This is a genomic window from Parasphingorhabdus sp. (assembly GCF_036964675.1).
In the GTDB taxonomy this organism is placed as follows: Bacteria; Pseudomonadota; Alphaproteobacteria; order Sphingomonadales; family Sphingomonadaceae; genus Parasphingorhabdus.
Genome location: NZ_JBALTF010000006.1, coordinates 1 through 25,090 on the forward strand (window position 1 = coordinate 1; position 25,090 = coordinate 25,090).

Consider the following 25,090-nt stretch of genomic DNA (forward strand, 5'->3'; position numbering starts at 1 on the left):
GACCAATAATGTTTGTGCGCCTGTACCCGGGCGACGCCGACAAAGGCGGCGACCAGCTGCGCCGGGATGCCGACTTCCCAGCCATAGCGGTTTTGCAAGGTCGCGGCGGCAGCAAAGGAGGTCGAGCTGTGGCCCGAGGGGAAGCTGTCATTGTCGCTGCCGTCGGCGCGCAGGCGCGGGAAGGCCTGTTTGGCACCCTGGGTCAGCGCAAAGGCCGCGCCGATGCTGCCCAGTGCCTGAAGATCGCCATGCCAGTCCTCCTGCACGGCGGGAACCAGAAAGGCGGAAGCCACCAGCGCATCGCGGCCGATATCGCTGGCGGTAGCCCAGCCCTTGTCGCTGGCCTGGGCCGGGGCGGCAAAGGTCAAGGCGGCGATGATCGGGATCATCGGCAAAAAACCGGGCAAATGTTTCATGGGAAAATCCTTGTTCGGTGGCGGCGTTATGCATCGCCAGCCGATATTCTACCAGGGAATTTCACGGCCGCTATAGTCATAAAATTTACCATTCTGGTCATGGCTGAGCCCGTCGATCACCGCCCGCATGCCCTCGACGCTTTCCTCCGGGGTCAGGTCGGCATTGGCACCGCCCATATCGGTCTGCACCCAGCCCGGGTGCAGCATCGCCAGCGTCAGGCCTTCGTCCTGCCACTGCTGTGCGAGTGAGTGCCAGGCCTGGTTCACCGCCGCCTTGCTGGTGCGGTAATACATCATGTTGCCGCTGTCATTTTCGGCGATGCTGCCGACCTGGCTGGAGATGACCACCATCTTGCCGTCTGCAGATTTGGTAACATTGTCCTTGAGGGCCGTTGCCAGCTTGACCGGGCCAACCACATTGACGTTGAACAGGTCGAGCCATTGGTCGCGGTCCAGTTCGGTCGGGCCGTATATTCCGGCGTTGTTGATGAACAGGTCTACCGGCCGGTCAGCGAGTTGCGCGACAAATTTTTCTATGCTCGCATCATCCGCTGCATCTAGGTGCATGACCGTGACCTTGTCGATCGCCTTGAGTTCTTTCGCCTTTTCGGGTTCCCGGGCGGTGCTGATGACATCCCAGCCATTGGCCGCATATTGTTTCGCCATTTCGAGGCCCAGGCCCCTATTTGCGCCGGTGATTATGACTGTGGCCATGTGAATTTCCTTCTGGTTGGTGTACTTTTTTTGTGACAGGGGCAATCGCCCCTCGCACCTGCAGGGTGAAACCGCTATATATGTCTACATGAGCAACAGTCCCGCAGGTTTCAACCAATGACAGCTGAAAATCCCTCCTTGCGCCCCTGGCGTGATATCGAGCGGCGCAAATGCCGCCAGATCATGGTCGGCGATGTGCCGGTCGGCGGCGATGCGCCGATTACCGTGCAGACGATGACCAACACGCTGACGAGCGATGCCAAGGCGACGATCGACCAGATTCGTCGCTGCGAGGAAGCCGGCGTCGACATCATCCGCGTCTCCTGCCCTGATGTCGAAAGCACCGCTGCGCTGAAACAGATTGTCCGCGCCAGCAAGGTGCCGATCGTCGCGGATATTCACTTTCACTATAAGCGCGGGATCGAAGCCGCCGAAGCGGGCGCGGCCTGTCTGCGGATCAATCCCGGCAATATCGGTTCCTCGGCGCGGGTGCGCGAAGTCATCGACGCGGCCAAGGCCAATGGCTGCGCGATCCGTATTGGCGTCAATGCGGGCAGTCTGGAAAAACATCTGCTCGAGAAATATGGCGAGCCCTGTCCGGAAGCTCTGGTCGAAAGCGCGCTCGACCATATCAAGATACTGCAGGACCATGATTTTCACGAGTACAAGGTGGCGGTGAAGGCGTCGGACGTGTTTCTCGCGGTTGCCGCCTATATGCAGCTGGCCGACGCGGTCGATTGTCCGCTGCACGTCGGTATTACCGAGGCGGGCGGCCTGATTGGCGGCACGGTGAAAAGCTCGATCGGCATCGGCAATCTGCTGTGGGCCGGGATTGGTGACACGATCCGGGTGAGCCTGTCGGCGGAACCGGAAGAAGAAGTGCGCGTCGGCTATGACATGCTGAAAGCACTCGGCCTGCGCACGCGCGGCGTCCGGGTGGTCAGTTGCCCGAGCTGCGCGCGGCAGGGTTTCGACGTGATCCGCACGGTGCAGAAACTGGAAGAACGGCTGCAGCATATCCGCACGCCGCTTTCGCTCTCCGTGCTCGGCTGCGTGGTCAATGGCCCCGGCGAGGCGCGCGAAACCGACATCGGCATCACCGGTGGCGGCAAGGGCAAGCATATGGTCTATCTCTCCGGCGTCACCGACCATCATGTCGCGGACGAGGATATGGTCGATCATATCGTCAAGCTGGTCGAGGCCAAGGCGGCGGAGATTGATGCGGCGGATCTGGCCATGGAACCGGCGGAATGAGGGCAGGCCGTAATTTGTACAACCAATGAATAAGGTCAGAACCGTTTGCCCTGAGCCTGTCGAAGGGCCTCTCTCGTAAAGCGCATCGTCAGTGCTATGCCGGGCAAGGCGCTTCGACGGGCTCAGCACAAACGGGATTACCAAAAGTATATTCTATGCTAACCGGAACTTCTGCTAAACTTCGCTGACGGATGATCCAACATGACTTTGACCCGCAAACGCGCAAGCGACTTCCACCCCCATATTCTCGAGATTTTCGACGGCTATGTCCATGGCGCGATCTCGAAGCGGGATTTTATCAAGCAGGCCGGGAAATTTGCTGCCGCTGGCGTGACCGGGGCGATGATCCTGGATCAGCTACAACCCAATTATGCCTGGGCGGCGCAGGTCGAGCCGGATGATCCTTCGATCAGCGCCGAACGGATCAGCTATATGAGCGCCGAAGGTCATGGCCCAATCAATGCGTTGATGGCGAAGCCGGCGGGGGCGACGGGCAAATTGCCGGCGGTGCTGGTGATCCACGAAAACCGCGGCCTCAATCCCTATATCGAGGATGTAGCCCGGCGGGTGGCCAAGACCGGTTATCTGGCGCTGGCCCCCGACGGCCTGTCCTCTCTGGGCGGCTATCCCGGTAATGACGATGACGGGCGGACGATGCAGCGGACGCTGGACAGCGCCAAGCTGATGGAGGATTTCTTCGCCGCCTTTGAATTTCTGCGCGACCATGATGGTTCGACCGGCAAGGTCGGCGCGGTCGGTTTCTGCTATGGCGGCGGCGTGTGCAACGCGCTGGCGGTGGCCTATCCCGATCTCGCCGCGTCGGTGCCTTATTATGGACGCCAGCCGGAAGCCGGCGATGTGCCAGCGATTGCAGCGCCGCTGATGATCCATCATGCTGGCAATGACGAGCGGATCAACGCCGGCTGGCCGGCCTATGAGGCGGCTTTGGCGGAGCATCAGAAAGAATATAGCGTGCATTTCTACCCCGATGTGAACCATGGATTCCACAATGACACGACGCCGCGCTATGACGAGGAAGCGGCCCAATTATCATGGCGGCGGACAATGGCGTTTTTCGACACGCATTTGCGCGGTTGATCGCAGCTTGATGCGTTTCCTGTTCCTGCTGTTTTTGGCGATGGCTACCACCACCTCTCCGCAATCGGCGCAGGCCGAGGGGGCTGTGGCCGACCATCCAGAGGCCCGTCCGTTTGAGGAATCTGCCGATGCGACAGCGCAAGTCGATGCAGCGCTAGCCCGTGCACAACTCAATGAAAAGCGGGTGATTCTCGTGATGGGCGCAAACTGGTGTCACGATAGCCGCGGCCTAGCGGGCTGGTTTGCGCAGCCGCGTTTCGCTGCGATGCTCGAAGCCAAATATGAGCTGGTCTATGTCGATGTCGGGTACAAGGACCGCAATATCGATATTGCCCGGCGCTTTGGCCTGAAGTCGATCAAGGGCACGCCGACGGTGCTCGTCCTGTCATCGAGCGGTGACCTGCTCAATCGCCAGTCCGCACCGAAATGGCGCGATGCCGCGCGCCGGGAGCAAGACGATATTTTCGTCTATTTCGACCAATTTGCCGCTGAACTCTGAATTGAAGGAAAGCAGGTGCCGCGCGCATTGACCTATATATTGATCATAATCTCCGTGATTGCCGTGGCCTTGTTCTTCCTGCCGCTGCGGCTGGCCGTGAGCATGGCCGGGCTGGAGGGAACGCGCTTCTCCGCCAAGGCGATCAGTGGATCGGTCTGGAACGGCCGGATCGAGGGCGCGCAGCTCGGGCTGTTTCCGCTGGGTGATCTGGATGCCGGTGTGCGGTTGCTGCCGCTGCTGACCGGCCGGGTGCTGCTCGATCTCGAACGGCCACCGGTCGCCGGTGATCCGGGGCTGGTCGCAACCGTCGGCAAGGCCGGCAACAGTCTGGTGGTGCAGGATCTGACCACAATATTGAGCGTGGGCCGCCAATTGGCGCCGCTGCCGGCCTCCGCGATTGATCTGCAGGCGGTCAGCATCAGCTTTGCCCAGGGCCGCTGCCAGTCGGCCAGCGGTCAGGTGCGGGTTTCGCTCGACGCCAATATTCCCGGGTTGAATCTCAAGCAGGGGTTGCTCGGCAAGGCGGAATGTCAGGACGGCGTGCTGGTGCTGCCGCTGCAAAGCGGGTCCGGCATGGAGCAGCTGACGCTGAAACTCCAAGGCAATGGCTTTTATACCGCGCGGCTGTTCCTCTCGGGTAGCGACCGCGCCTGGACCCTGCTATTGCCGACGCTTGGCTTTCGCAAGGCTCCCAGTGGCTATGCGATCAAGGTTGCCGGGCAGTTGGGACAAAGGAACGGACAATGATGCAAATGGGCACCAAAGCGGTAAAATTTTCGATTCTTGATCTTTCGCCGGTGCCGCTGGGCAGCGATGTCAGAACCGCACTCGACCGGTCGCTGGCGCTTGCGCAGCATGGCGAGGCGCTTGGCTATGAGCGGTTCTGGATGGCCGAACATCATGGTATGGAAGGCATTGCCAGCGCCGCCACCGCGGTCGCACTCGGCCATGTCGGACAGGGAACCAAGACCATCCGCATCGGTGCCGGCGGGATCATGCTGCCCAATCATGCGCCGATGATGATTGCCGAGCAATTCGGGACGCTGGAAGCGCTGTTCCCGGGAAGGATTGATCTGGGGCTTGGCCGGGCACCGGGATCGGACCAGCGGACCGCACAGGCCTTGCGCCGCAATCTGAACAGCGATGCCAATGAATTTCCGCGCGATGTGCTCGAATTGCAGGCGTTTCTGGCAGGCGACGAACGGCTTGGTATCCAGGCAACGCCGGGGCAGGGGACGAATATCCCGCTCTATATTCTCGGCAGCAGCCTGTTTGGTGCGCAACTGGCGGCAGCGCTGGGCCTGCCCTATGCCTTTGCATCGCATTTTGCGCCGCAGATGCTGGATGAGGCGCTCACCATTTACCGCCGCGACTTCAAACCGTCGGCGCAGCTGGCCGAGCCTTATGTGATGTGCGGCTTCAACATATTTGCCGCCGACAGCGACGCGGAAGCGGAATATCTGGCCAGCTCGATGCTGCAGAGCTTTGTCGCGCTGCGCACCGGCAATCCGGGCAAAATGCCGCCGCCGGTCGAAGGCTATCGCGAAAGCCTGCCACCCCAGTTCCAGTCGATGCTCGAGCAGATCATGCAGGGCAGTGCGGTGGGATCGGCCGATAGTGTGAAACAGGCGGTTGACCGCTTTGTCGAACGGACCGGCGCCGATGAGCTGATCATCTCCGGGTCGATCTTCGATCAGGCAGCGCGCGAGAAAAGCTATACCATTGCTGCAGGCGTTCGTGATCTGGTCGCCGCTTAGGGCCAAATTGGCTGCATACAAGTCTTGATTTTACCATCTGGCCTGCGCATGACCCGGAAAATCGCAATTCCGGAATAGACCCCCCAAGGGAGAAGAAAACGTGCCACGCACAGGTAGAAATTCAGCACTTCGCGACTTTCTGAAAAGCGAAGCGGCGGGCGGCATATTGCTGATGGTCGCTGCCGCGCTGGCGATGGTGGTGGCGAACAGCCCGTTATACGACATGTATCACCATTTTCTGCACGAACTGAAGGGACCGACCCTGTCCAGCAAACTGGGGCCGATGACGCCGCATTTGTGGATTAATGACGGGCTGATGGCGATTTTCTTCCTGCTCGTCGGGCTGGAAATCAAGCGCGAATTTGTCGACGGACGGCTGAACACTTGGGAACGCCGGCGACTGCCGGTACTCGCTGCCGCAGCAGGGATGGTGGTTCCGGCGCTGATCTATCTGTTCGTCGTCAAGGATGTGCCCCATCTCTATAATGGCTGGGCGATTCCGGCTGCCACCGATATTGCCTTTGCGATCGGCGTGCTCGCCCTGCTTGGCCCGCGCGCGCCAACCTCGCTCAAACTGTTTCTGGTCACCGTCGCGATTGTCGACGACATGGGCGCGGTGGCGATTATCGCGCTGGTTTACACGGCCGAGATCAACGGCGCGGCGCTGCTGGCCAGCGCCGCGATACTGGCGATCATGTACACGATGAACCGCAATGGCGTGCTCAAGCTCTGGCCCTATCTGATCGGTGCCGGTCTGCTTTGGTATACTGTGCTGATGTCCGGGGTTCATGCCACGATCGCCGGGGTCTTGGCCGCGATGGTTATCCCGATCGTGGTCACGCCGACCTCGCCGGATGATGAAAATTCTCCACTGCACCGGCTCGAACATGCGATTTCGCCATGGAGCGCCTTTCTGATCGTGCCGGTTTTCGGCTTCGCCAATGCCGGCGTGTCGCTTGAAGGTATCGGCTGGGAGCAGGTTTTTGCGCCTTTGCCGCTCGGCATTGCCGCCGGCCTGTTCTTCGGCAAGCAGATCGGTATTTTCGCCAGCGTCTGGATCGCGGTGAAAACCGGTTTTGCCGGTCGCCTCGGCGGCGCCAGCTGGCTGCAGGTCTACGGTGTGGCGATGCTCTGCGGTATCGGCTTCACGATGAGCCTGTTTATCGGCGCGCTGGCCTTCCCTGGTGAGGAGCTGCTGATCGAAGAGGCCAAGATCGGCGTGCTTGGCGGTTCTTTGCTGTCGGCCGTTGTCGGCTTTTGCATTCTCCGCTTTGCGCCGCAGGACAAGCATCTGAAATCCCTCGACAAGGAAGAGGCCGAAGAACTGAAGGCGGTGCTTTGAAAATTTCTCCGTTTCTCACCGCTGGCCTGTTCTTTGTCGGCTGCAGCCCTGCTGCCGCTCTGGCTGCAGATCCACCGGCACCAGTTCAGCCGGTGCCGGCCAGTATTTCGGTCGTGCCCATGTCGATCGATGATATCGTCCAGGACTATATCTTCTTCTCTCTGGCCATGGACAAATATGAGCCGGGCTATGTCGATGCTTATTATGGTCCGCCGGAATATGCCGAGATTTTGAAGGCTGACAAGCCTTCGCTGATCGAGCTGGGCAATGAATTCATCAAGATGATGGAACGGCTCGACGCGGTGCCGACCGGCGATGATCCGCTGGTCGCGGCGCGTAAGCACTTTCTGTCGGCGCAACTGGAAGCGGCGGTGACCCGCCATGCGATGATCCAGGGAGAGGTGTTTCCCTTTGCCAAGGAGGCCAAGGGATTGTTCGGGGTGACGCCGGAGCTCCGGCCGCTGGAAGAATTTGATCCAGTGCTCGAGGAGATTGAAAATCTTGCGCCGGGTGAAGGACCGCTGAGCGAGCGGGTAGCGGCGTTTGAAAATGGCTATATCATCCCCAAGGACCGGCTGCAGGTCGTGTTCGACACTGCGATTGCCGAGTGCAAGGCGCGGACCGCGCAATATTTCGATCTGCCCGAGGGCGAGAATTTTAGGCTGGAATTTGTCACCGGCAAGAGCTGGAGCGGCTATAATTATTATCAGGGCAATTATCAGAGCCTGATCCAGGTCAACACCGACCTGCCGATCTTCATCGGCCGCGCCGTCGATCTCGGCTGCCACGAAGGCTATCCCGGCCATCATGTCTATAATATGTTGCTCGAGCAGAATCTGACCAGGGGCCGCGGCTGGCAGGAATTTTCCATCTATCCGCTCTACAGCCCGCAAAGCCTGATCGCTGAGGGCTCGGCCAATTATGGCATCGAGCTGGCGTTCAGCGGCCAGGAGCGGCTGGATTATGAGCGCGAAGTGCTATACCCGCTCGCCGGTCTCGATCCCGATACGGCGGCGGCTTACTGGGCGCTGCAGATCGCCAAACAGGCGCTCAGCGGCGCGCGGATGACGATTGCGCAGCAATATCTCGATGGCGAAATCACCCGCGAGCAAGCGGTTGCGCTGAATCAGAAATATCAGCTGGTTTCGCGCGAGCGGGCCGAGCAGATGACCGATTTCAACGAGCAATATCGCAGCTATGTGATCAACTACGGTCTCGGCATGGAAATGGTCCGCGACTGGATCGAGGCGCAGGGCGACGCACCGGTCTGGCGCTGGAAGGCGATGGAGCGGTTGCTGAGCGAGCCGATGTTGCCGGGGGATTTGCAAAGCAATTTGGTGGAATGATTTGGCTGGGGTAATGGTTCCAGTACAATGAATTCGTCATGCTGAACTTGATTCAGCATTCAGAACGGCAATAGCTGTCCTTTCTCCCTGGATCCTGAAACGAGTTCAGGATGACGAGTTTCCAAATCCGGATTCCGTGCATTGCCCTTCTTCCTCAAGGGAGAAGATGGGGTAGTAATTCCAGCCCGGAAAACCCTTCCTATCTGCGCTTAGAATAATCGCGAACACCCCGCCGAATCCCTCTTGCGCATTGCAAAAATCGGCGTAATCCAAGCGCAGTTTTTCGGGATAGGATTGCTTCATGGCCTTCAATCTTTTCGGACGTATCAAGCCTCTCGACGCGATTTTGGCCACGGCAGAGAAAAAGGCGCTAACCCGCTCTCTCGGACCGGTTCAGCTTACCTTGCTGGGCGTTGGTGCGGTTATCGGCACCGGAATTTTCGTACTGACATCGGAGGCGGCGCAGAAGGCCGGGCCGGGGATGATGTGGAGTTTCGTGATCGCCGGGCTGGTCTGCGCGGTCGCTGCGCTCTGCTATTCGGAACTGGCCTCGATGGTGCCGGTATCAGGCTCCGCCTATACCTATACTTATGCGGTGATGGGCGAGCTGCTGGCGTGGATGGTCGGCTGGGCGCTGATCCTGGAATATGCGGTGGCGGCGAGCGCGGTTTCGGTGGGCTGGTCGGGCTATTTTGTCGGCCTGCTGGCCAATGCCGGGATAGAGCTACCGAGGGCGCTGACCATTGGCGGCTATGCGCCGGGCGGGCTGATCAATCTGCCGGCGCTGATCATCGCGCTGCTGGTCACCTTTCTGCTGATGATCGGCACCAGCGAGAGCGCCAAGGTCAATGCGGTGCTGGTCGCGATCAAGGTGACGGCGCTGACCATGTTCATCGTGCTCACCCTGCCGATGATGCAGGGGCAGAATTTCGATCCGTTCATGCCCAATGGCTGGTTTGGCGAGAGCCGCGGTTTTGGCGCGGTTGGCGCGGCTGCCTCGATATTTTTCGCCTATGTCGGCTTTGACGCGGTTTCGACTGCGGCGGAGGAGACCAAAAACCCGCAGCGCAACGTGCCGATCGGGCTGCTCGGCAGTCTGGCGATTTGCACGGTTTTCTATCTGCTGGTCGCGGCAGGCGCGATTGGTACGGTCGGCGCGCAGCCGATTGTCGATGCCGCTGGCAACACGCTCGCGCCCGGCAGCACCGCCTTTGCCGCGCAATGTCAGGCCTTGCTGGCCGCTGGCCATGAACCTCTGGTGTGCAGCCACGAGGCGCTGGCTTTCGTGCTGCGTCATATCGGCTATCCGGCCTTTGGCAATATGATCGGCATTGCCGCCTTCCTCGCGCTGCCATCGGTGATCTTGATCATGCTCTTCGGTCAGACCCGGATCTTCTTCGTGATGGCGCGCGACGGCCTGTTGCCCGAAAAGCTCGCCACCATTCACCCAAAATGGAAAACGCCCCATATCGTCACCGCCATCACCGGTGTCGCGGTATCGGTATTTGCGGCGTTTCTGCCGGTCGGCCAGCTGGCGGACATCTCCAATTCGGGGACATTATTCGCCTTTTTGATGGTCGCTCTGGCGGTGTTGATCCTGCGCCGCACCGATCCGGGCCGGCATCGCCCGTTCCGCACGCCGCTGGTCTGGGTGGTCGCGCCGCTGGCGATCGTCGGCTGTCTGGGGCTTTTCTACAATCTTCCCTATGAGGCGAAAATGGTGCTGCCGATCTGGGGCGGGATCGGGCTGCTGCTCTATTTCGCTTATGGTTACAGAAAGAGCCATGTCGGGCGCGGCCATATCGAGGTGCACGAGAGCGATGCCGATGCACCGCCGCAGCCGGTACCGCCGATCAGCGACCAATAAGCGGCCTTTGTCGCCTGTAAATTTCGGGGCGACATTAACTATCTGCTAACCAATTTCGTTCACTCCTGTTTCTGAAACATGAACCGCGCTCGCACAGGGCGCACCATGGACAGGGACCAGACTGTATGAATACGCCAAGCAAAGCCGCAGAAAAGCTCGTAGACGTAGCCATTATCGGTGCCGGACCGGCGGGTCTGACCGCCGCCTATCTGCTCTCCAAAAAGGGCTATAAGGTCACCGTGATCGAAAAAGACCCGAAATATGTCGGCGGGATCAGCCGGACGGTGGAACATGACGGCTTCCGCTTTGATATTGGCGGGCATCGCTTCTTTTCCAAAAGCCAGGAAGTGGTCGATCTGTGGAATGAAATCCTGCCCGACGACTTCATCCAGCGTCCGCGGATGAGCCGGATATATTATGAGGGCAAATTTTACAGCTATCCGCTGCGTGCCTTTGAAGCCCTGTGGAACCTCGGCATCTGGCGCTCGACCCTGTGCATGCTCAGCTATGGCAAGGCGAAGGTCTTCCCGAACAAGAATGTGAAGAGCTTTGAAGACTGGACGGTCAACCAGTTCGGTCACAAGCTCTATTCGATTTTCTTCAAGACCTATACCGAGAAGGTCTGGGGCATGCCATGCGACGAAATGTCGGCGGACTGGGCGGCCCAGCGGATCAAGGGTCTCAGCCTCTGGAACGCGGTCACCGACGGCCTGAAACGCTCGCTTGGTCTCAACAAGAAACCGAATGACGGACAGGAAGTGAAAACCCTGCTCGAAACTTTTCGCTATCCTCGCCTCGGCCCCGGCATGATGTGGGATGCCGCCAAGCGCCATGTCGAAGCCAAAGGCAATGAAGTGCTGATGGGGCATAGCCTGAAACAGCTCGCCCAGGATGGTGATGGCAATTGGCGGATGAGCGCCTCGAGCGCAGATGGCGAAACCATCATCACCGCGAAACATGTGATTTCGAGCGCGCCGATGCGCGAACTCGCCACCCGCATCCACCCGCTGCCGCAGTCTTTGCCGGAAGCGCAGGATCTGAAATATCGCGATTTTCTCACCGTGGCGCTGATGGTCAAATCGGACGACCTGTTCCCCGACAACTGGATCTATATCCATGATGATCGCGTGCAAGTCGGCCGGGTACAGAATTTTCGCAGCTGGTCACCGGAAATGGTGCCGGACGAGCATATCGCCTGTGTTGGCCTGGAATATTTCTGTTTTGAAAATGACGGCCTGTGGTCCTCATCCGACGAAGATCTGATCGAGCTTGCCAAGCAGGAAATGGCGATCCTCGGCCTGTGCAATCCGGAAGATGTCACCGGCGGCGCGGTTGTCCGTCAGGAGAAGGCCTATCCGGTCTATGACGACAGCTATGAAGATAATGTCGCCACCATGCGCGATGATCTGGAAAGCCGTTTTCCGACGCTGCACATGGTCGGTCGCAACGGCATGCACCGTTATAATAATCAGGATCATGCGATGATGACAGCGATGCTGTCCGTTGAAAATATCGAAGCCGGCACCCGCAAGTGGAATGTCTGGAACGTCAACGAAGACGCCGAATATCACGAATCGGGTGATGAAGGCGCGGAGACAATCATTGCTGAAGAAATTAGCGAAGATCGTGTGGCGGCGCTTGAAAGCATGCGCGATGTACCGACGCGGATCGAGGAAGACAAGCCAGCGAAGCGGGCCGCTTAGAAATGACCTTGGGTTGCCCGGACATAAAATTCTGCTGTTCTCCTGCAAAGGCGATGGCGGGTGATGGGTCCCTGCCTTCGCAGGGACACAAGTAAATGGAACGCAGCAGCCAAGAGAGACGGTCAACCGTCGGCGGCTGGGTCGGACAGCTGCCCGCTCCGCTCGCGATTCTCAACCGTTTTTCGATCACCCGCTATTTGCTGGCGAGCGTCGTCAGCCTCGCCTTTGATGTCGCCCTGTTCATGGTATTGGTCGCTTTCCTGGTCGATCCGGGATGGGCATCGGCAGCCGGTTATAGCGCCGGTATTGTCATTCACTGGCTGATTTCATCCAGCTTCGTTTTCCCCGGCAAGGCCCGTGATGGTGCGGCGCTGCACTTGCAGCGGCTCGGTTTCATCGGCACCGCCGTGCTCGGCCTGGGCATAACGGTCAGCATGGTCAGCGGTCTCACCAGTGCCGGTGTGCTGCCGGTGATGGCCAAGGCGGCGGCGGTTGCCGTCAGTTTCTTCGCCGTCTATCTGACTCGGAAATATGGCGTGTTCCGGTGAGCTATATGGACATGACCCTCGAAGCCCCGGCAAAAAAGCATCGCTTCAGCCCGGACTTCAAAAGATTTCTTAACTGGGCTCTGGTCTGGATAGTGCTGGCCAATATCCCGTTCATGGCGATGTGGATGGTCGGCGCGCCGCCGCGTGCGATTCCGATTGCGCTGGCGGGTCTCGTCGGTCTGATTGTCAAACGCATGCCGAGAGCGGTGCAGTGGATCGGTTTTGTTGGCGTGATGGTCTATTCCTTGCTCTCCTTCGTTTCCGGCCTGTTCAGCCTGACGCTCGACTCCCTGCTCTATTCGATGCAGTTTTTCGCCGAGATCAAGCCCGGCAACTCGATTGAATATATTGCCGCAGCGGTGGTCATCGTCGGCATATTGATCGGCAGCTGGTTCCTGCTCAAGCGCGATACCAATTTCGCCAAACCGCTGCATATCCTGCTCGGCGGAGCATTGATCTTCGGACTTGTCGGCGCCGATGCCGCAATCGGCGAGGGGATGCGCGGCCATTATTTCCGGCCCGCTCCGGTCGGCGCAGCTTTTGAATCGGCGGTCAGCAAGTCGGGCTTTGCCGCGCGCGCCGATGGCAAGCGCCATCTGGTGCTGATCATCGTTGAATCGCTGGGTGTTCCGAAAAATAACAAGGCGATGTCGGACAAGCTGTTCGCCTATTATAACGATAGTGCCGTCAAGGCGCGTTATGAGGTCAGCCAGGGTACCAGCCTCTATTATAACAGCACCACCTCCGGCGAGCTGCGCGAGCTGTGCGGTCGCTGGGGCGACTATTATGAATTGCTCGAAACCAATGATCCGAAGACGTTGGATTGCCTGCCGGCGCAGCTCGCCAAAAAAGGCTATGCGACGCAGGCGATGCATAGTTTCAAGGGTCCGTTCTTCAAACGGGAGGACTGGTATCCCAAGATCGGCTTTCAAAAGCGCGAATTTGCAGTGGATCTGGAAAAACGCGGCGCTGAATGGTGTGGCGGTGTTTTTGCCGGCGCTTGCGACCGTCAGGTGCCGAAGATGCTGGCCGAAAATCTGAAACGGGCGAAGCAGCCCACTTTCCAATATTGGCTGACACTGAACACCCATTTGCCGGTCCCGACCGAGCAGAATCTCGACACCGAAAATTGCGAAAAAACATCGGCTGCACTGGCCCGTGACTATCCGATGATCTGCCGCCAGTTCGCGATATTTGATGATATCGACAAGGCGCTGATCAAGGAAATTACCGCGAGTGATTTTCCGGAAGCGGATATATTGCTGGTTGGCGATCATATGCCACCATTTTTTGACCGCCATCACCGTTCGCAATTTGACCCGGAGCGGGTTCCATGGCTTTACCTGAAAGCCAAGGCCTCACAACCCGAGGGATAAGATTTTGGAACGCTTGCGCGGCAACCTGCCACTATTACTGATCTGGCTCGCGGTATGCGCGGTGCTGATTCTGGTCACTCGCGGCCAGATCAGCAGCGGCATCGGCTGGGATCCGGACGATCAGCTGCGCATGGTGCAGCTGCGCGACTGGCTCGGCGGACAAAGCTGGTTCGACACGACCCAATATCGCATCGGTGAACCGGACAGCCAGCCGATGCACTGGCCGCGCTGGATCGAGCTGCCGCTGGCTTTGGTATTCCTGCTGCTCAGGCCATTGATTGGTGCGGCGAGCGCAGAAACCGGCGCAATGGTTGTCGTACCGCTGATCACGCTGGGCATCGCCATGTGGCTGGCCATGAAAATCAGCGAACAGCTTTTTGACCGCAATATCGCGATATTGGCGGCCGCCCTGACCGCGACTGCAGTGCCGATTGTTGCACAAATCCGGCCGATGCGGGTCGATCATCATGGCTGGCAGATTGTGCTCGCGCTGACCGCGCTGTGGACGATGTGCTGGCCCGAGAAACGCAGAGGCGGAATCGCCCTCGGCATGGCGCTGGCGCTCTGGCTTTCGATATCACTGGAAGGTTTGCCGATATCGGCTGCCTTTGTCGTGCTGCTGGTCTGGCGCTGGGTCTTCCAGACCGAAGAAGGAGTCCGACTATTCTGGACCTTATTGTCCTTTCTGATTGCCAGTTTCATCTTCTATTTTGCTAGCCAGGGCAGTTTCGACGCCGCCATCAACTATTGTGATGCGCTTTCGCCAGCGCATTTGCTGGCTTGCGTGACAGGGGCCGCTGTCATCCTGCCGGCAATCAAATGGCTGCCCGCGAACATCCCGCTGCGCGTCGTCAGCCTCGCCGTTGCCGGCGGGGCGGCATTGGCTGTCTTCTATGGCCTTGCGCCGCAATGTATCGGCGGGGCGTTCAACACGATGGATCCGATCGTCCGCGAATATTGGCTGGTCAATGTCCTCGAAGGCCTGCCGATCTGGTATCAGAACGGGAAGACCATGGTTACCTTGCTCGGCGGATCGATCATCGTCGGGCTGGTCAGTCTGATCTATATCGTGCGCGTCCGTCCCGGCCAGATTGATCGCAGCAAATTGTTCGTCCTTGGCTATGCCTTTCTCTGGGCATTGGTGCTGTCGCTGTTCGTTCAGCGCGCGACGGCGGTCGCGGCAGCCTTTGCCCTGCCATTCATGGCCTGGGCCGTGCATCAGGCTTTTGTGAAGGCGCGGGGCATCAAGCGTCCGCTATCGCGTATCCTGGCCACCGCAGCGGTCGTGTTCCTGATCATGCCGGGACCGCTGGCCATCGCGCTATTCAACGGTGTCAGCGGCAAGGACCAAAAAACCGAGGAAAACCTGGAGACCGCTGCATGCGAGAATGATGCTTCGCTCGCCCGGCTCAACGCCTTGCCCCGGTCCAACATCCTGGCGCCGTTCGATTTCGGACCACGCATATTGCTGCTGACTCCGCATAATGTGCTCGCCACCAGCCACCATCGCAACGATCAGGCGATGGCGGACCAGATCAGGATTTTTACCTCCGCACCAGATGTGGCCAGTGCTTTGCTGGAGGCCCACAATATTCGCTATATCGTCGCCTGCGAAGCGGAGCCGGAGCTGGCCATCTATGCGAAGAAAAATCCCGAAGGCCTGTGGGCCCAACTGGTCAAAGGCCAAAAACCGGATTGGCTGCAGCCTGTCCATATTCGGGACAATAGCCTCGTCGTCTGGCGAGTGACGCCAATAAGGTTGCAAAACGCTACGTAAAATATAATAGTTTTCACTCGGGCGTCAAAAATAAAAACCGTGGAGATTATAATGGCAAGGGTCACCGGACTCGGTGGGGTTTTTCACAAGGTGAAGGATCCGGCGGCAACACGCAAATGGTACAAGGAATATCTGGAGCTGGACGGAGAATATGGTCCGATGCTCAACTGGTCGGAAGAGAAAGGCGAAAAGCCCTATAGTCTGATCAGCCATTTCCCGGAAGACACCGACTATCTGAAACCCAGCGAGGCGCGGTTCATGATCAATCTGCGGGTTGACGATCTGGACGCCTATGTCGAGCAGCTCGAAGAAAAAGGCCTGGAGATTTTGGGTCAGATTGATGAAGGATATGGCAAATTTGCCTGGATCCTTGATTGCGACGGGATCAAGCTCGAATTCTGGCAGCAGGTAGACGCGCCAGAAAGCTGATGTGCCAGTCTATGCTGGAATGAATTTAAGCGCGAGCCCGTTGATGCAATGCCGCTTGCCGGTTGGTTTCGGCCCATCATTGAAAATATGCCCGAGATGCCCGCCGCAGCGCGCGCAATGGACTTCGGTCCGAGGATAGCCGATCTTATAGTCTGTTGTCGTGCCAATCCGGTCCTTGGCGATCGGACCCCAAAAGCTCGGCCAGCCGGTGCCGCTGTCATATTTTTTGTCCGATTTATAGACGCCGAGATTGCAGCCGGCGCAGGCATAAACGCCGTTGCGCTTCTCACCATTCAGCGGGCTGGAATAGGCGCGTTCGGTACCTTCCATGCGCAATATCCGGTAGCGGGCCGCGCCCAGCTGCTGCTGCCATTGCTCCGGTGTCCGATTGATTTTGAACGGTTCGGATCGCGCATTTGCCTGGTCGAACACGCCCGACAGGCGCACAAGCCCATAAGCTCCAACGGCTGCCAGAGTTCCGGATATGACGGTGCGCCGATCGGGTGATTTCATCTGCAATCCTTGTCAAAATTCCTGATTCATTCGCAGCAGGAAGCCCAAGGGTTACAGATTTTCACCTGAATGGGAACTGATCAATATTTCGAGAGTTCGACTTCCAGTTCGCGGAATCCGTGGACGAAACAGGCGTGGACGCGGCGATGTTTGCCGGTCGGATTGACCTGCATCCGCCGCTTGTGCATTTCTTCCAGCAAAATACGGATCTGCAACTCGGCGAGGCGGGCACCGACACAGCGGTGAATGCCATAGCCAAAAGCCAGATGGCGCCGGGCATTTTCGCGGTCGACCTTGATCTTGTCGGCTTCCGGGAAAACCTCTTCGTCGCGATTGGCGGAAATATACCAAAGCACGACCTTGTCGCCTTTCTTGATCTGATGACCGAACAGGTCATGATCTGCCAGCGCGGTGCGCCGCATATGGGCGAGCGGGGTCTGCCAGCGAATGATTTCCTGCACCGCATTGGGAATAAGATCGGGGTTCTGCTGCAACTTTGTCCGTTCCTCGGGGAACTGGCTGAGACCAAAGGCCACGCCCGACATGGTGTTGCGCGTGGTGTCATTGCCACCGACGATCAGCAGCACCAGATTGCCCATGAATTCCATCGGATCCATATCGCGCATATGTTCCGAGTGGATCATCATCGAGATCAGGTCGGGGGTCGGTTCTGCATCCACCCGTTCATTCCACAGCTTGGTGAAATAAGCACCCATTTCAAATAATATCTGGCGTCGCTGCTCGGTGAGATCTTCTGCAACCGACAATTCCACGTCGCCAGCCCAGTCGGACCAGTAGGTCAACATCCTGCGGTCTTCCCAGGGGAAGCCGAACAATATGGCGAGCATGCCGGTGGTGAGTTCGATCGAGACCTTGTCGACCCAGTCGAATTTTTCGCCCCATGGCAGGCTGTCGAGCACTTCCTCGGTGCGCTGGCGGATTTCGGTTTCCATCCGCTTCATCTCGGTTGGCGTGAAGGCCGGTGCTACGGTGCGGCGCTGGCCGGTGTGCTTGGGCCGGTCCATGGCGATGAACATCGGCAGCTGGAAATCCTGATCAAATTCGGGATCGGCGATGGTGATGCCGCCATGGGAAACATCGGAAGAATAAATGTCGGGCAGCGCCTCGACATGCTGGATCGGTTTGTAGGTGGTGATGTTCCAGAAATCTCCGTGAACGCCGCCTTCGATCTTGTTGATCGGCGCCGTAGCGCGCATTTCCGCGAACGGCTTGCGCCAGAGATCCTTGCTGTACAGCTCGGCGCGACTGACGTCCCAGGGATTGGCATCGGTATCAGCAATCGGGGGGTTGCGTTTGTACCAGCCTTCCAGCGCCTCATCTGCAGTGGGGGAGGTAGTCAGATTGTCGAGGTCAATTTGGGGAACGGAAGCCATAATTCTCTCCTGCCGTTGCTGGTTTTAGCAATCGGTTGCGTTTCAAAACTAGTTCAATCTGCCGCTATTGACAGCAATGTCAATGTCTTTTCGGCAAATTACGTGAATCCCGAGATTATTTTCCGGTGACTCTGGCGAACAGGCTTTTCTTGCGGGCGGCCTGTCCGGATTTCATGACGTTGCGGCGGAACAGCATCACGGAAAAGCGGATGATGATCATCGTGAAAATTGCCTGCCAGATCAGCGCCAGGCCGTGCTGCCAGAGATTGTCCATCTGCGCCGCGCGCGCGATCATCGCGAACGGCGAGCTGAACGGAAACAGGACAGCGAACCATTCGACCGGTTCGCCGAGCTTGGTGATCGCGGAATAGGAGAGAAAGAATACCAGCAATTGCCCCATGGTGACCGGCATCGACAGGGTTTGCACCTCTCGCACGGTTGTTGCCATCGCCCCGATCCCGAGAAATAGCGAGCCCAGCAGCAGATAGGCCATGGAGAAGTAGAATATCATCAGCACGCCGAATATCGGCCAGCCGACTGCCGGCGAGGGCAAGGCACTCCAATTTCCGCCGACCAGCAGAGCCACGGTCAGGCCCATCGTGCTCCACACGGTGATTCCGACAAGGGCCATGCCAAGCATCGCGAATAGCTTGCCGAGAAATATCGCATCCATCGGGATCGCGGCGGCGAGAATTTCGATGATCTTGTTGGTCTTTTCCTCGACCAGATTGGACAGAACCATGCCCGCCAATATCATCGTCAGCAGGATCAGGATCGCCTGACCGGCCTGCGCCGTCATGAGTTGATTGCGTTCGCTGGAACTGCTGGTCTGACCGATAAATCTTGTTTCCACGTCAACCATTGCGGGCTGCGAAAGGGCCGTTTCCGCCAGCAGGGTGATCTTGCCCTGCCATCGCTTGACGTCGCGTTCCGATCCAGTCAGCACCGGCGCGGCGAGCGTGCCGGACAGGATCGCGGTCAATGATTTCTCGCTGTCCAGTTTCGCGATAATGTCCGCTTCCTTCTTGGAAAAATCTCTCAGGACCACCAGTTCCGGCATGGATTTGGAACCGAGACTCCGGGACAGGCGCAATCGAGTCGCCAGCAATATATCGGCTTCTTCCGGGCTTATGGCGACCCCGATGACGGAATTGTCGATATCCTGGGAAACCTGTGATCCGAGCCCGCCGGCCGCAACGGCAATGCCGATTGGAAATAGCGGCCCGAGCAGGAAGAAAAAGAAGGATTTGGAAAATATGATCGCGGTGAAATCACGGCGGGCAATGACATAGGCGGCGCGAATGGTCTCGATCATGCAGCTTCGTCCATATTGTTGGTCGTGGCATCTTCATCCATTTTTCGGGCCACCGCTTCGCCGGCGATCTGGACAAAGGCGTCGTGCAGGCCGGGGCGCTCGATCGACAGCGATTCGATACCGGCACCGCCTTCGACCAGCGCATGCAGCAGCGGTTCCACTCCGCTTTCCGGCAATGTGAAATGCCAGTTGTGACCGAGCGGCTTGCAGTCCGCCGGGATCGCGGTGCGCCAGGGACCATCGAGATTCCGCGTCTCCAGATGAACTTGCGGGCGCAGTCGGTTTCGCGCCGCCGAAACCTTGCCTTTGAACGGGATCTTCCCATCGGCGATAATGGCGATTTCTTCGCACAATCGCTCGGCATGAGCGATCACATGAGTCGAGAAAATGATCGTCACACCCTTGTCGGCCTGGTCGCGGATCAACCGTTCCAGCTTGCCCTGGTTCAGCGCGTCGAGACCGGAAAATGGTTCATCGAGGATGATCAGATCGGGATCGTGGACCAGCGTGCCGAGCAATTGCACCGTCTGCGCCATGCCTTTGGATAGCTGGCGAATCTGTTTGTCGGCGGCATCGCCCAGCCCGTGGTCTTCCATCATTCTGCGCCCGCGCTTGCGGCCTTCGGCCAGCGGCAGTCCGCGCAGCGCACCCATGAAGGCAATCGCATCATAGGCTTTCATCGATTGATAGAGGCCGCGCTCCTCGGGGAGATAGCCAACCTGATGCGCTTTTGAAATCGGGTTGGGTGATCCGAGCAGAAAGCGCTCGCCTTCGTCGGGGTCGATGATCCCGAGCAGCATCCGCAAGGTCGTGGTCTTGCCCGCTCCATTCGGTCCCAATATGCCGAATATGCTGCCTTTTCTGATCGCCAGATTAATGCCGTCAACGGCGGTCTCGCCATCAAATCTTTTGACAATATTGCGGGCCTCTATGGCAAATTCGGGATTGGGGGCGTGCATTTACGGCTTTCATATCTGATGCTAGTGTTTGATAGGGACAGCCTATGGCGGATGACAAGTTAAGATTGGCAAAAGCGCTCGAAAAAAAGGCGATCGACGAGGGGTTTTCTGCTGTCGGCATCGCGCCGGCCACTTTGGCCCCCGAAACCCGGAAACGCCTGCAGCAGTGGCTCGCGCAAGGGCGTCAGGGCGACATGCTCTGGATGGCCAACCGGGCGGATGAGCGGTCCGATCCGAAGACCCTGTGGCCCGAAGTGGAAACGGTTGTCATGCTGGGCATGAGCTATGCGCCGGCTACTGATCCATTCGCGCTGGAGGGCGTCTCTGACCATGGCCGGATTTCGGTCTATGCGCAGGGCAGGGACTATCATGATGTCGTCAAAGGCGCGCTCAAGCGCACCGCCCGCTGGCTGGTCGAACAGGCCGAGTGCGAAGTGAAGGTCTTTGTCGATACCGCGCCGGTGATGGAAAAGCCGCTGGCCGAAGCCGCTGGCCTCGGCTGGCAGGGAAAGCATACCAATGTCGTCAGCCGGGATCATGGCAGCTGGCTGTTTCTGGGTGCGATCTACACCACGCTTGAACTGGAGCCATCAAAGCCGGGAAAAGACAGTTGCGGCAGTTGCTCCGCCTGTCAGGATATTTGCCCGACCGGCGCCTTTCCCGCGCCCTATCAGCTCGATGCAAGAGCCTGCATCTCCTATCTGACGATCGAGCATAAGGGGCCGATCCCGCACAAATATCGCAAGGCGATCGGCAATCATATCTATGGTTGTGATGATTGTCTGGCGGTCTGTCCGTGGAATAAATTTGCCCAGGCGGGAGCGGCGAACAAGGCTTTCCTGCCGCGCGCGGAACTGGCGGCTCCCGCTCTGGTGGATATACTGGCGCTCGACGATGCCGGTTTCCGGCAGGTGTTCTCAGGATCGCCAATCAAGCGCACCGGCCGTAACAGGATGGTGCGCAATGCCCTGATCGCTGCTGGCAATAGCGGGGATGCAGCCTTGATTGCGCCGGTGCAGGCGCTTTTGGATGATGGCGATGAAGTGATCCGGGAAGCGGCTGGCTGGGCGCTTGATCAGCTGGCGTCAGCGCAGCCTTAAGGCATTGACGCAGCTGACCCGGTCCACTTCCGCACCATCGCTGCGGCGGGTGTCGATATGGGTGACCCGGCCTTCACCGCCACTTTCGGACGGATAGAGGTAGGCATCCATTATGCACGCGCCGCTGGCAAATTGCAGTTTCCGGGCGGGCGGCTCGGATATATCGAGCTGGGGATCGCCGAACAGGCGGGTCAACTGACTGGCGGTCTTGCCCATGACAATGTCCAGACCAGCGACAGAATTGAGCGGCGAAGCTGCAACAGCTGGCAGGCCGGGGCGCGTTGTCGTGGTCGTCGAGGCGCAGGCGGCCAGACCCGGCAGGCTGAGCAATATTAGAAATTTGGCTTTCATGCGGACCATTGTTCCTTCTTCCCATGAACCAGATGGGTAGCCATAGCGGCTGCCAAAACCGGTGCAAGAAAATTGACAAAGGGTATGGCGAGCAACAAGGCCGCGATCAGGCCAAGGAGGAAGCGCTGGGCTTTGGGAAGGCTCCATTCCGCCGCGAGATTTCGATAATCGGTCACGTGCCGGGCCGCGACCATGTCCTGCAAATCCCGGCCCAGCAAAATGGCATTGATCGCAAAAAAGGCAATCGGAACGCCGACGCCGGTCACCAGCAGCAACACATAGAGCGGGGCAGCAAGAATATTATAGCCCAGGGCGCGACCAGCGGAAGCAAGCCCCATTTTGATGCCGATGCCATAGCCCGGCGGTTTCGCCATTTCCGCCCGTTCCGGATAATAGCGCCGCTCGACCGCGTCGACGATGTCGTCAGAGAAGATGTTGAGCACAAAAATGGCGACAATCCGGAACAAAAAAAGCCCGGTCAATATAGCGATGATCGCTGCTACGGTTGCGGCGGCAAACCCGCCGTCTGTCGTGCCGAGCCACGCGAACAGCCATAGCAGCCCAAAATAGGCCACGACCCCGAACAGGATGAACAGCAGGGTCGTGAGTAATATGACCTTCAGCAGAATCGCCAATATGGTCCGGTCCGTGAGCTGCGCAAGCGAGCGGGTGAAGGCCTGTATCATATGTGCTTCATGTCACGATTGCCTGGCCAGCGTCAATTCTGCTTGATGGCGTCGGGGCAAACCCCTAACGCACCCCGAACTATAGACATTGCCCCAAGAGGATTTTTATGAGCACCGAAGCCCGTTATGATATTGTCGCCATCGGCAATGCGATTGTTGATGTAATCTCGCAGGCCAGCGACGAATTTCTCGACGAGGAGCAGCTGGTCAAGGGCAGCATGGCCCTGATCGATGCCGATCGGGCGCAGGAGCTTTATCGTGACATGGGGCCAGCGCGGGAAATTAGCGGTGGTTCAGGCGCAAATACGCTTGCCGGGGCTTCGACTTTGGGTCGCCAGTGCGCGTTGATCGCGCAAGTGGCCGACGATCAGCTGGGCGAAGTCTTTGCCCATGATATTCGCGCGACGGGGATTGATTTTGATGTGCCGCCGCTGGGCAAGCAGCCGCCGACCGCGCGTTGCCTGATTTTCGTCACGCCAGATGCACAGCGGACGATGAACACTTTTCTCGGCGCATCACAATTTCTACCCCCGGCTGCGGTCAATGCCGATTTGATCGCCAGCGGCGCGATCCTCTATCTGGAAGGCTATTTGTGGGACGCCGACGAACCCAAGGCGGCCATGGCACTGGGGATTGATATCGCCAAGCAACATGACCGGAAAGTTGCATTCACCCTGTCCGATACATTTTGTGTCGATCGGCACCGGGCAGAATTTGTCGGCCTGATTGACGATGGCAAGATTGATATTCTGTTCGCCAATGAAGCGGAAATCATGATGCTGAGCGAGACTGAAGATTTTGATGCGGCGGTTGCGCAAACGGCTGCCAAAGTCGAAACGCTGGTGGTGACGCGCAGCGAAAAAGGCGCGATCGCGGTTCGTGATGGCAAGACGACAGCCGTTTCTGCGGAACCCGTTGATCATATCGTCGATACGACCGGTGCCGGCGACCTGTTCGCCGCCGGTTTCCTCAGCGGCTATATCGAAAAGCGCCCGATGGCAGAATGTCTGACCATGGGTGCCGTCGCCGCAGCGGAAGTGATTTCTCATTATGGTGCCCGCCCGGAAGCAGATCTGCTTGCATTGGTGAAAGCCCGGCTCGGCTGATCAGCCTTTCATTTTGAACAAGGTTCGGTCTTCCGGTCCAAAGCCCCATTTCCAGATGACCCAGGCGTAACTGCCGAGGATCATCGGGATGCCGACGATCAATTCCGCCCATTCGGGCATATAGGTGACGAGATAGCCGACTGCGCTGGCGACGCCGACAGCGATCATCAAGGTCCAGCGCCAGCCATTGACCGGCGCGTCGAGCAGTTTTGACAGGAAAATTGCTTTGACCACCGAAGCATAAGCGAGCGCCACCATCAGGGCCGCCGCGACCGCCGCAGCCTTAAACAGGGGCCCCCAGCCCATATAGATGCAAATCTGGATGAAGGCGATGCTGAGCCCGGCCTGCAGCAGCAGCATCGACAGCGAGATCAGCAGGTTGCGGTGGCGCGCAATATAGACCAGCGCGGATTCGCTGACCACGGCGGTTGCCGCAACCGCTTCGGCGGCGAGCAGGAAGGCAAGGGCGCCGGTCCCTCCGACGAAACCCGGCCCGACCAGTCCCATCACGGCTTCGCCCGGGATCGCCAGAGCCAGCGCAATGCCGATCTGTGCAGCAATGATCCAGAAGCCGACCTGGCTGACCTGGCTGGCAATGGCTTTCATATTGCCGGCTGCCAGATTGCGGGTGATCACCGGACCGAGAATGGGATCGAAGCTGGTTTTGAGCTTCTGCGGCAGGCTCGCTACCTGCTGGGCAATATAATAGATTCCGACGATGGCGGGCGATGCAAACAGACCGAGGATCGCCAGATCCAGTCGGCGCGAGCCCCATTCGGCGGCATCAGCGGCCGCCAGCGGCATGTTGCGCCGGGCGATCATTGCGATTTTCATCGGTTCCGGACGCCAGCCCCAGGGCAGGCCATAGCTTTTGAACAGGGGCCAGAGCGACGCGACCAGTGCCGCGATCATTGATACGACATAGGAGAGGATCAGGCCGTCGCGCAGCGAATAATAAGAGAACAGGAAGGCGGCGATGCTGATCGTCCAGGGTTCCACGATCGACCGGGCGCGCACGGTCGCGGCAATATCATAGCGATAAGCGAGGGCGGCCAGAGCGATATCCGCTCCGACAACGGTGAATATCACCAGCGGTAAAAACCGGTCCAGTCCGTTGATTTCGCTATTGGGGAACATGATGAATGGAAAAGTGATGAGAATGGTCGCGGCGATTGCGGATGCCAGGAAGCTGACCAGCAAGCCATCCCAGACCACATGCACATGGGGTCTTTCGGTCTGGCTCAGCTGAGCCGCCAGTCCCCGTTTCAGTCCAAGAGTAGCGAGCTGGGCGGCAAATTCGACAACCAATATCGCATAGGCAAAACGCCCCAGCGCATCGGCGCCATAGATGCGTCCGGCGATGAACAGAAACGGTAGACGCGCAGCCAGACGCAGCAGAAAGCCGAAAATATTGGTCCGTCCGCCTTTGGCCAGCGCGGCAATATCATCCTTGCTTTTGTCGGCGGGCGTGTCGCCATCAATTGGCGCCGCACCAGCCGTGCCTGATGGTTCAGGACTGTTCAAATCGCTCTCCGGCTGG

At 58.6% G+C, this 25,090-nt stretch carries 25 protein-coding genes; 15 read left to right on the forward strand and 10 right to left on the reverse strand.

Annotated features, from left to right (window positions below):
- On the reverse strand, nucleotides 1-416 hold a 416-nt coding region (locus tag V7665_RS02145; protein ID WP_335662892.1), incomplete at its 3' end, for a phosphatase PAP2 family protein.
- A 48-nt stretch (nucleotides 417-464) separates the two neighbouring features.
- Complete coding sequence (locus V7665_RS02150) at nucleotides 465-1,130, reverse strand: SDR family oxidoreductase (protein ID WP_335662893.1); 666 nt, start codon at nucleotides 1,128-1,130, stop codon at nucleotides 465-467.
- A 117-nt stretch (nucleotides 1,131-1,247) separates the two neighbouring features.
- On the opposite strand from V7665_RS02150, the gene ispG reads away from it, so the two are divergent.
- The 7 genes from ispG (at nucleotide 1,248) to V7665_RS02185 (ending at nucleotide 8,426) form a co-directional block, all read left to right on the forward strand.
- Nucleotides 1,248-2,384, forward strand: a complete 1,137-nt coding sequence (gene ispG, locus V7665_RS02155) for a flavodoxin-dependent (E)-4-hydroxy-3-methylbut-2-enyl-diphosphate synthase (RefSeq protein ID WP_335662894.1) — start codon at nucleotides 1,248-1,250, stop codon at nucleotides 2,382-2,384.
- A gap of 201 nt (nucleotides 2,385-2,585) precedes the next feature.
- A complete protein-coding gene (gene yghX / locus V7665_RS02160) occupies nucleotides 2,586-3,482 on the forward strand; it encodes a YghX family hydrolase (protein WP_335662895.1) in 897 nt (298 codons plus the stop codon).
- A 10-nt stretch (nucleotides 3,483-3,492) separates the two neighbouring features.
- Entirely contained in the window at nucleotides 3,493-3,981 is a 489-nt protein-coding gene (locus V7665_RS02165; protein ID WP_335662940.1) for a thioredoxin family protein, read from the forward strand.
- Nucleotides 3,982-3,996: 15 nt separating this feature from the next.
- Nucleotides 3,997-4,728 (forward strand): type II secretion system protein N, encoded by a 732-nt coding sequence (gene gspN, locus V7665_RS02170; protein ID WP_335662896.1) that lies wholly within the window; start codon nucleotides 3,997-3,999, stop codon nucleotides 4,726-4,728.
- A complete protein-coding gene (locus V7665_RS02175; protein WP_335662897.1) occupies nucleotides 4,725-5,738 on the forward strand; it encodes an LLM class flavin-dependent oxidoreductase in 1,014 nt (337 codons plus the stop codon). Before gspN ends, V7665_RS02175 begins: the two co-directional genes overlap by 4 nt.
- Before the next feature lie 100 nt (nucleotides 5,739-5,838).
- Complete coding sequence (gene nhaA, locus V7665_RS02180) at nucleotides 5,839-7,080, forward strand: Na+/H+ antiporter NhaA (protein ID WP_335662898.1); 1,242 nt, start codon at nucleotides 5,839-5,841, stop codon at nucleotides 7,078-7,080.
- Nucleotides 7,077-8,426 carry a hypothetical protein gene (locus tag V7665_RS02185; protein WP_335662899.1) on the forward strand — a complete coding sequence of 450 codons (1,350 nt, stop codon included), beginning with the start codon at nucleotides 7,077-7,079 and terminating at the stop codon, nucleotides 8,424-8,426. Before nhaA ends, V7665_RS02185 begins: the two co-directional genes overlap by 4 nt.
- Nucleotides 8,427-8,531: 105 nt before the next feature.
- Here the strand turns inward: V7665_RS02185 and V7665_RS02190 are convergent, their stop codons facing one another.
- Nucleotides 8,532-8,729 (reverse strand): hypothetical protein, encoded by a 198-nt coding sequence (locus V7665_RS02190; RefSeq protein ID WP_335662900.1) that lies wholly within the window; start codon nucleotides 8,727-8,729, stop codon nucleotides 8,532-8,534.
- Between V7665_RS02190 and V7665_RS02195 the strand changes: the two genes are divergently transcribed.
- The 6 genes from V7665_RS02195 (at nucleotide 8,728) to V7665_RS02220 (ending at nucleotide 16,126) form a co-directional block, all read left to right on the forward strand.
- Nucleotides 8,728-10,293: an amino acid permease gene (locus tag V7665_RS02195; RefSeq protein ID WP_335662901.1), complete on the forward strand. Its 1,566-nt coding sequence runs from the start codon at nucleotides 8,728-8,730 to the stop codon at nucleotides 10,291-10,293. The genes V7665_RS02190 and V7665_RS02195 overlap by 2 nt on opposite strands.
- A 125-nt stretch (nucleotides 10,294-10,418) precedes the next feature.
- Nucleotides 10,419-11,996: an NAD(P)/FAD-dependent oxidoreductase gene (locus V7665_RS02200; protein WP_335662902.1), complete on the forward strand. Its 1,578-nt coding sequence runs from the start codon at nucleotides 10,419-10,421 to the stop codon at nucleotides 11,994-11,996.
- Nucleotides 11,997-12,091: 95 nt separating this feature from the next.
- Nucleotides 12,092-12,544 (forward strand): GtrA family protein, encoded by a 453-nt coding sequence (locus tag V7665_RS02205; protein WP_335662903.1) that lies wholly within the window; start codon nucleotides 12,092-12,094, stop codon nucleotides 12,542-12,544.
- A 5-nt stretch (nucleotides 12,545-12,549) separates the two neighbouring features.
- On the forward strand, nucleotides 12,550-13,920 hold the full coding sequence (locus tag V7665_RS02210; protein ID WP_335662941.1) for a sulfatase-like hydrolase/transferase: 1,371 nt from the start codon (nucleotides 12,550-12,552) through the stop codon (nucleotides 13,918-13,920).
- Nucleotides 13,921-13,924: 4 nt separating this feature from the next.
- On the forward strand, nucleotides 13,925-15,697 hold the full coding sequence (locus V7665_RS02215) for a hypothetical protein (RefSeq protein ID WP_335662904.1): 1,773 nt from the start codon (nucleotides 13,925-13,927) through the stop codon (nucleotides 15,695-15,697).
- A gap of 51 nt (nucleotides 15,698-15,748) precedes the next feature.
- Nucleotides 15,749-16,126, forward strand: coding sequence for a VOC family protein (locus tag V7665_RS02220; RefSeq protein ID WP_335662905.1), 378 nt, complete (start codon nucleotides 15,749-15,751; stop codon nucleotides 16,124-16,126).
- Between the two features lie 9 nt (nucleotides 16,127-16,135).
- On the opposite strand, the gene msrB is transcribed toward V7665_RS02220, so the two are convergent.
- The 4 genes from msrB to V7665_RS02240 all read right to left on the reverse strand — a co-directional run bounded on the left by msrB (nucleotide 16,136) and on the right by V7665_RS02240 (nucleotide 20,307).
- Complete coding sequence (gene msrB, locus V7665_RS02225) at nucleotides 16,136-16,639, reverse strand: peptide-methionine (R)-S-oxide reductase MsrB (RefSeq protein ID WP_335662906.1); 504 nt, start codon at nucleotides 16,637-16,639, stop codon at nucleotides 16,136-16,138.
- A gap of 80 nt (nucleotides 16,640-16,719) precedes the next feature.
- Nucleotides 16,720-18,033: a cytochrome P450 gene (locus V7665_RS02230; RefSeq protein WP_335662907.1), complete on the reverse strand. Its 1,314-nt coding sequence runs from the start codon at nucleotides 18,031-18,033 to the stop codon at nucleotides 16,720-16,722.
- A 115-nt stretch (nucleotides 18,034-18,148) separates the two neighbouring features.
- Complete coding sequence (locus V7665_RS02235) at nucleotides 18,149-19,348, reverse strand: ABC transporter permease (protein ID WP_335662908.1); 1,200 nt, start codon at nucleotides 19,346-19,348, stop codon at nucleotides 18,149-18,151.
- Entirely contained in the window at nucleotides 19,345-20,307 is a 963-nt protein-coding gene (locus V7665_RS02240; RefSeq protein WP_335662909.1) for an ABC transporter ATP-binding protein, read from the reverse strand. Before V7665_RS02240 ends, V7665_RS02235 begins: the two co-directional genes overlap by 4 nt.
- A gap of 44 nt (nucleotides 20,308-20,351) precedes the next feature.
- Between V7665_RS02240 and queG the strand changes: the two genes are divergently transcribed.
- Nucleotides 20,352-21,407, forward strand: a complete 1,056-nt coding sequence (gene queG, locus V7665_RS02245; protein WP_335662910.1) for a tRNA epoxyqueuosine(34) reductase QueG — start codon at nucleotides 20,352-20,354, stop codon at nucleotides 21,405-21,407.
- On the opposite strand, the gene V7665_RS02250 is transcribed toward queG, so the two are convergent.
- Both V7665_RS02250 and V7665_RS02255 read right to left on the reverse strand, forming a co-directional pair.
- Nucleotides 21,393-21,758 carry a hypothetical protein gene (locus V7665_RS02250; protein WP_335662911.1) on the reverse strand — a complete coding sequence of 122 codons (366 nt, stop codon included), beginning with the start codon at nucleotides 21,756-21,758 and terminating at the stop codon, nucleotides 21,393-21,395. The genes queG and V7665_RS02250 overlap by 15 nt on opposite strands.
- Nucleotides 21,755-22,444, reverse strand: coding sequence for an EI24 domain-containing protein (locus V7665_RS02255; protein WP_335662912.1), 690 nt, complete (start codon nucleotides 22,442-22,444; stop codon nucleotides 21,755-21,757). The genes V7665_RS02250 and V7665_RS02255 overlap by 4 nt, the downstream gene beginning before the upstream one ends.
- 107 nt (nucleotides 22,445-22,551) lie before the next feature.
- Between V7665_RS02255 and V7665_RS02260 the strand changes: the two genes are divergently transcribed.
- Nucleotides 22,552-23,550 (forward strand): adenosine kinase, encoded by a 999-nt coding sequence (locus V7665_RS02260; protein ID WP_335662913.1) that lies wholly within the window; start codon nucleotides 22,552-22,554, stop codon nucleotides 23,548-23,550.
- On the opposite strand, the gene V7665_RS02265 is transcribed toward V7665_RS02260, so the two are convergent.
- Nucleotides 23,551-25,074 carry a lipopolysaccharide biosynthesis protein gene (locus V7665_RS02265; protein ID WP_442955157.1) on the reverse strand — a complete coding sequence of 508 codons (1,524 nt, stop codon included), beginning with the start codon at nucleotides 25,072-25,074 and terminating at the stop codon, nucleotides 23,551-23,553. It abuts the gene before it with no gap.
- Nucleotides 25,075-25,090 lie beyond the last annotated feature (16 nt).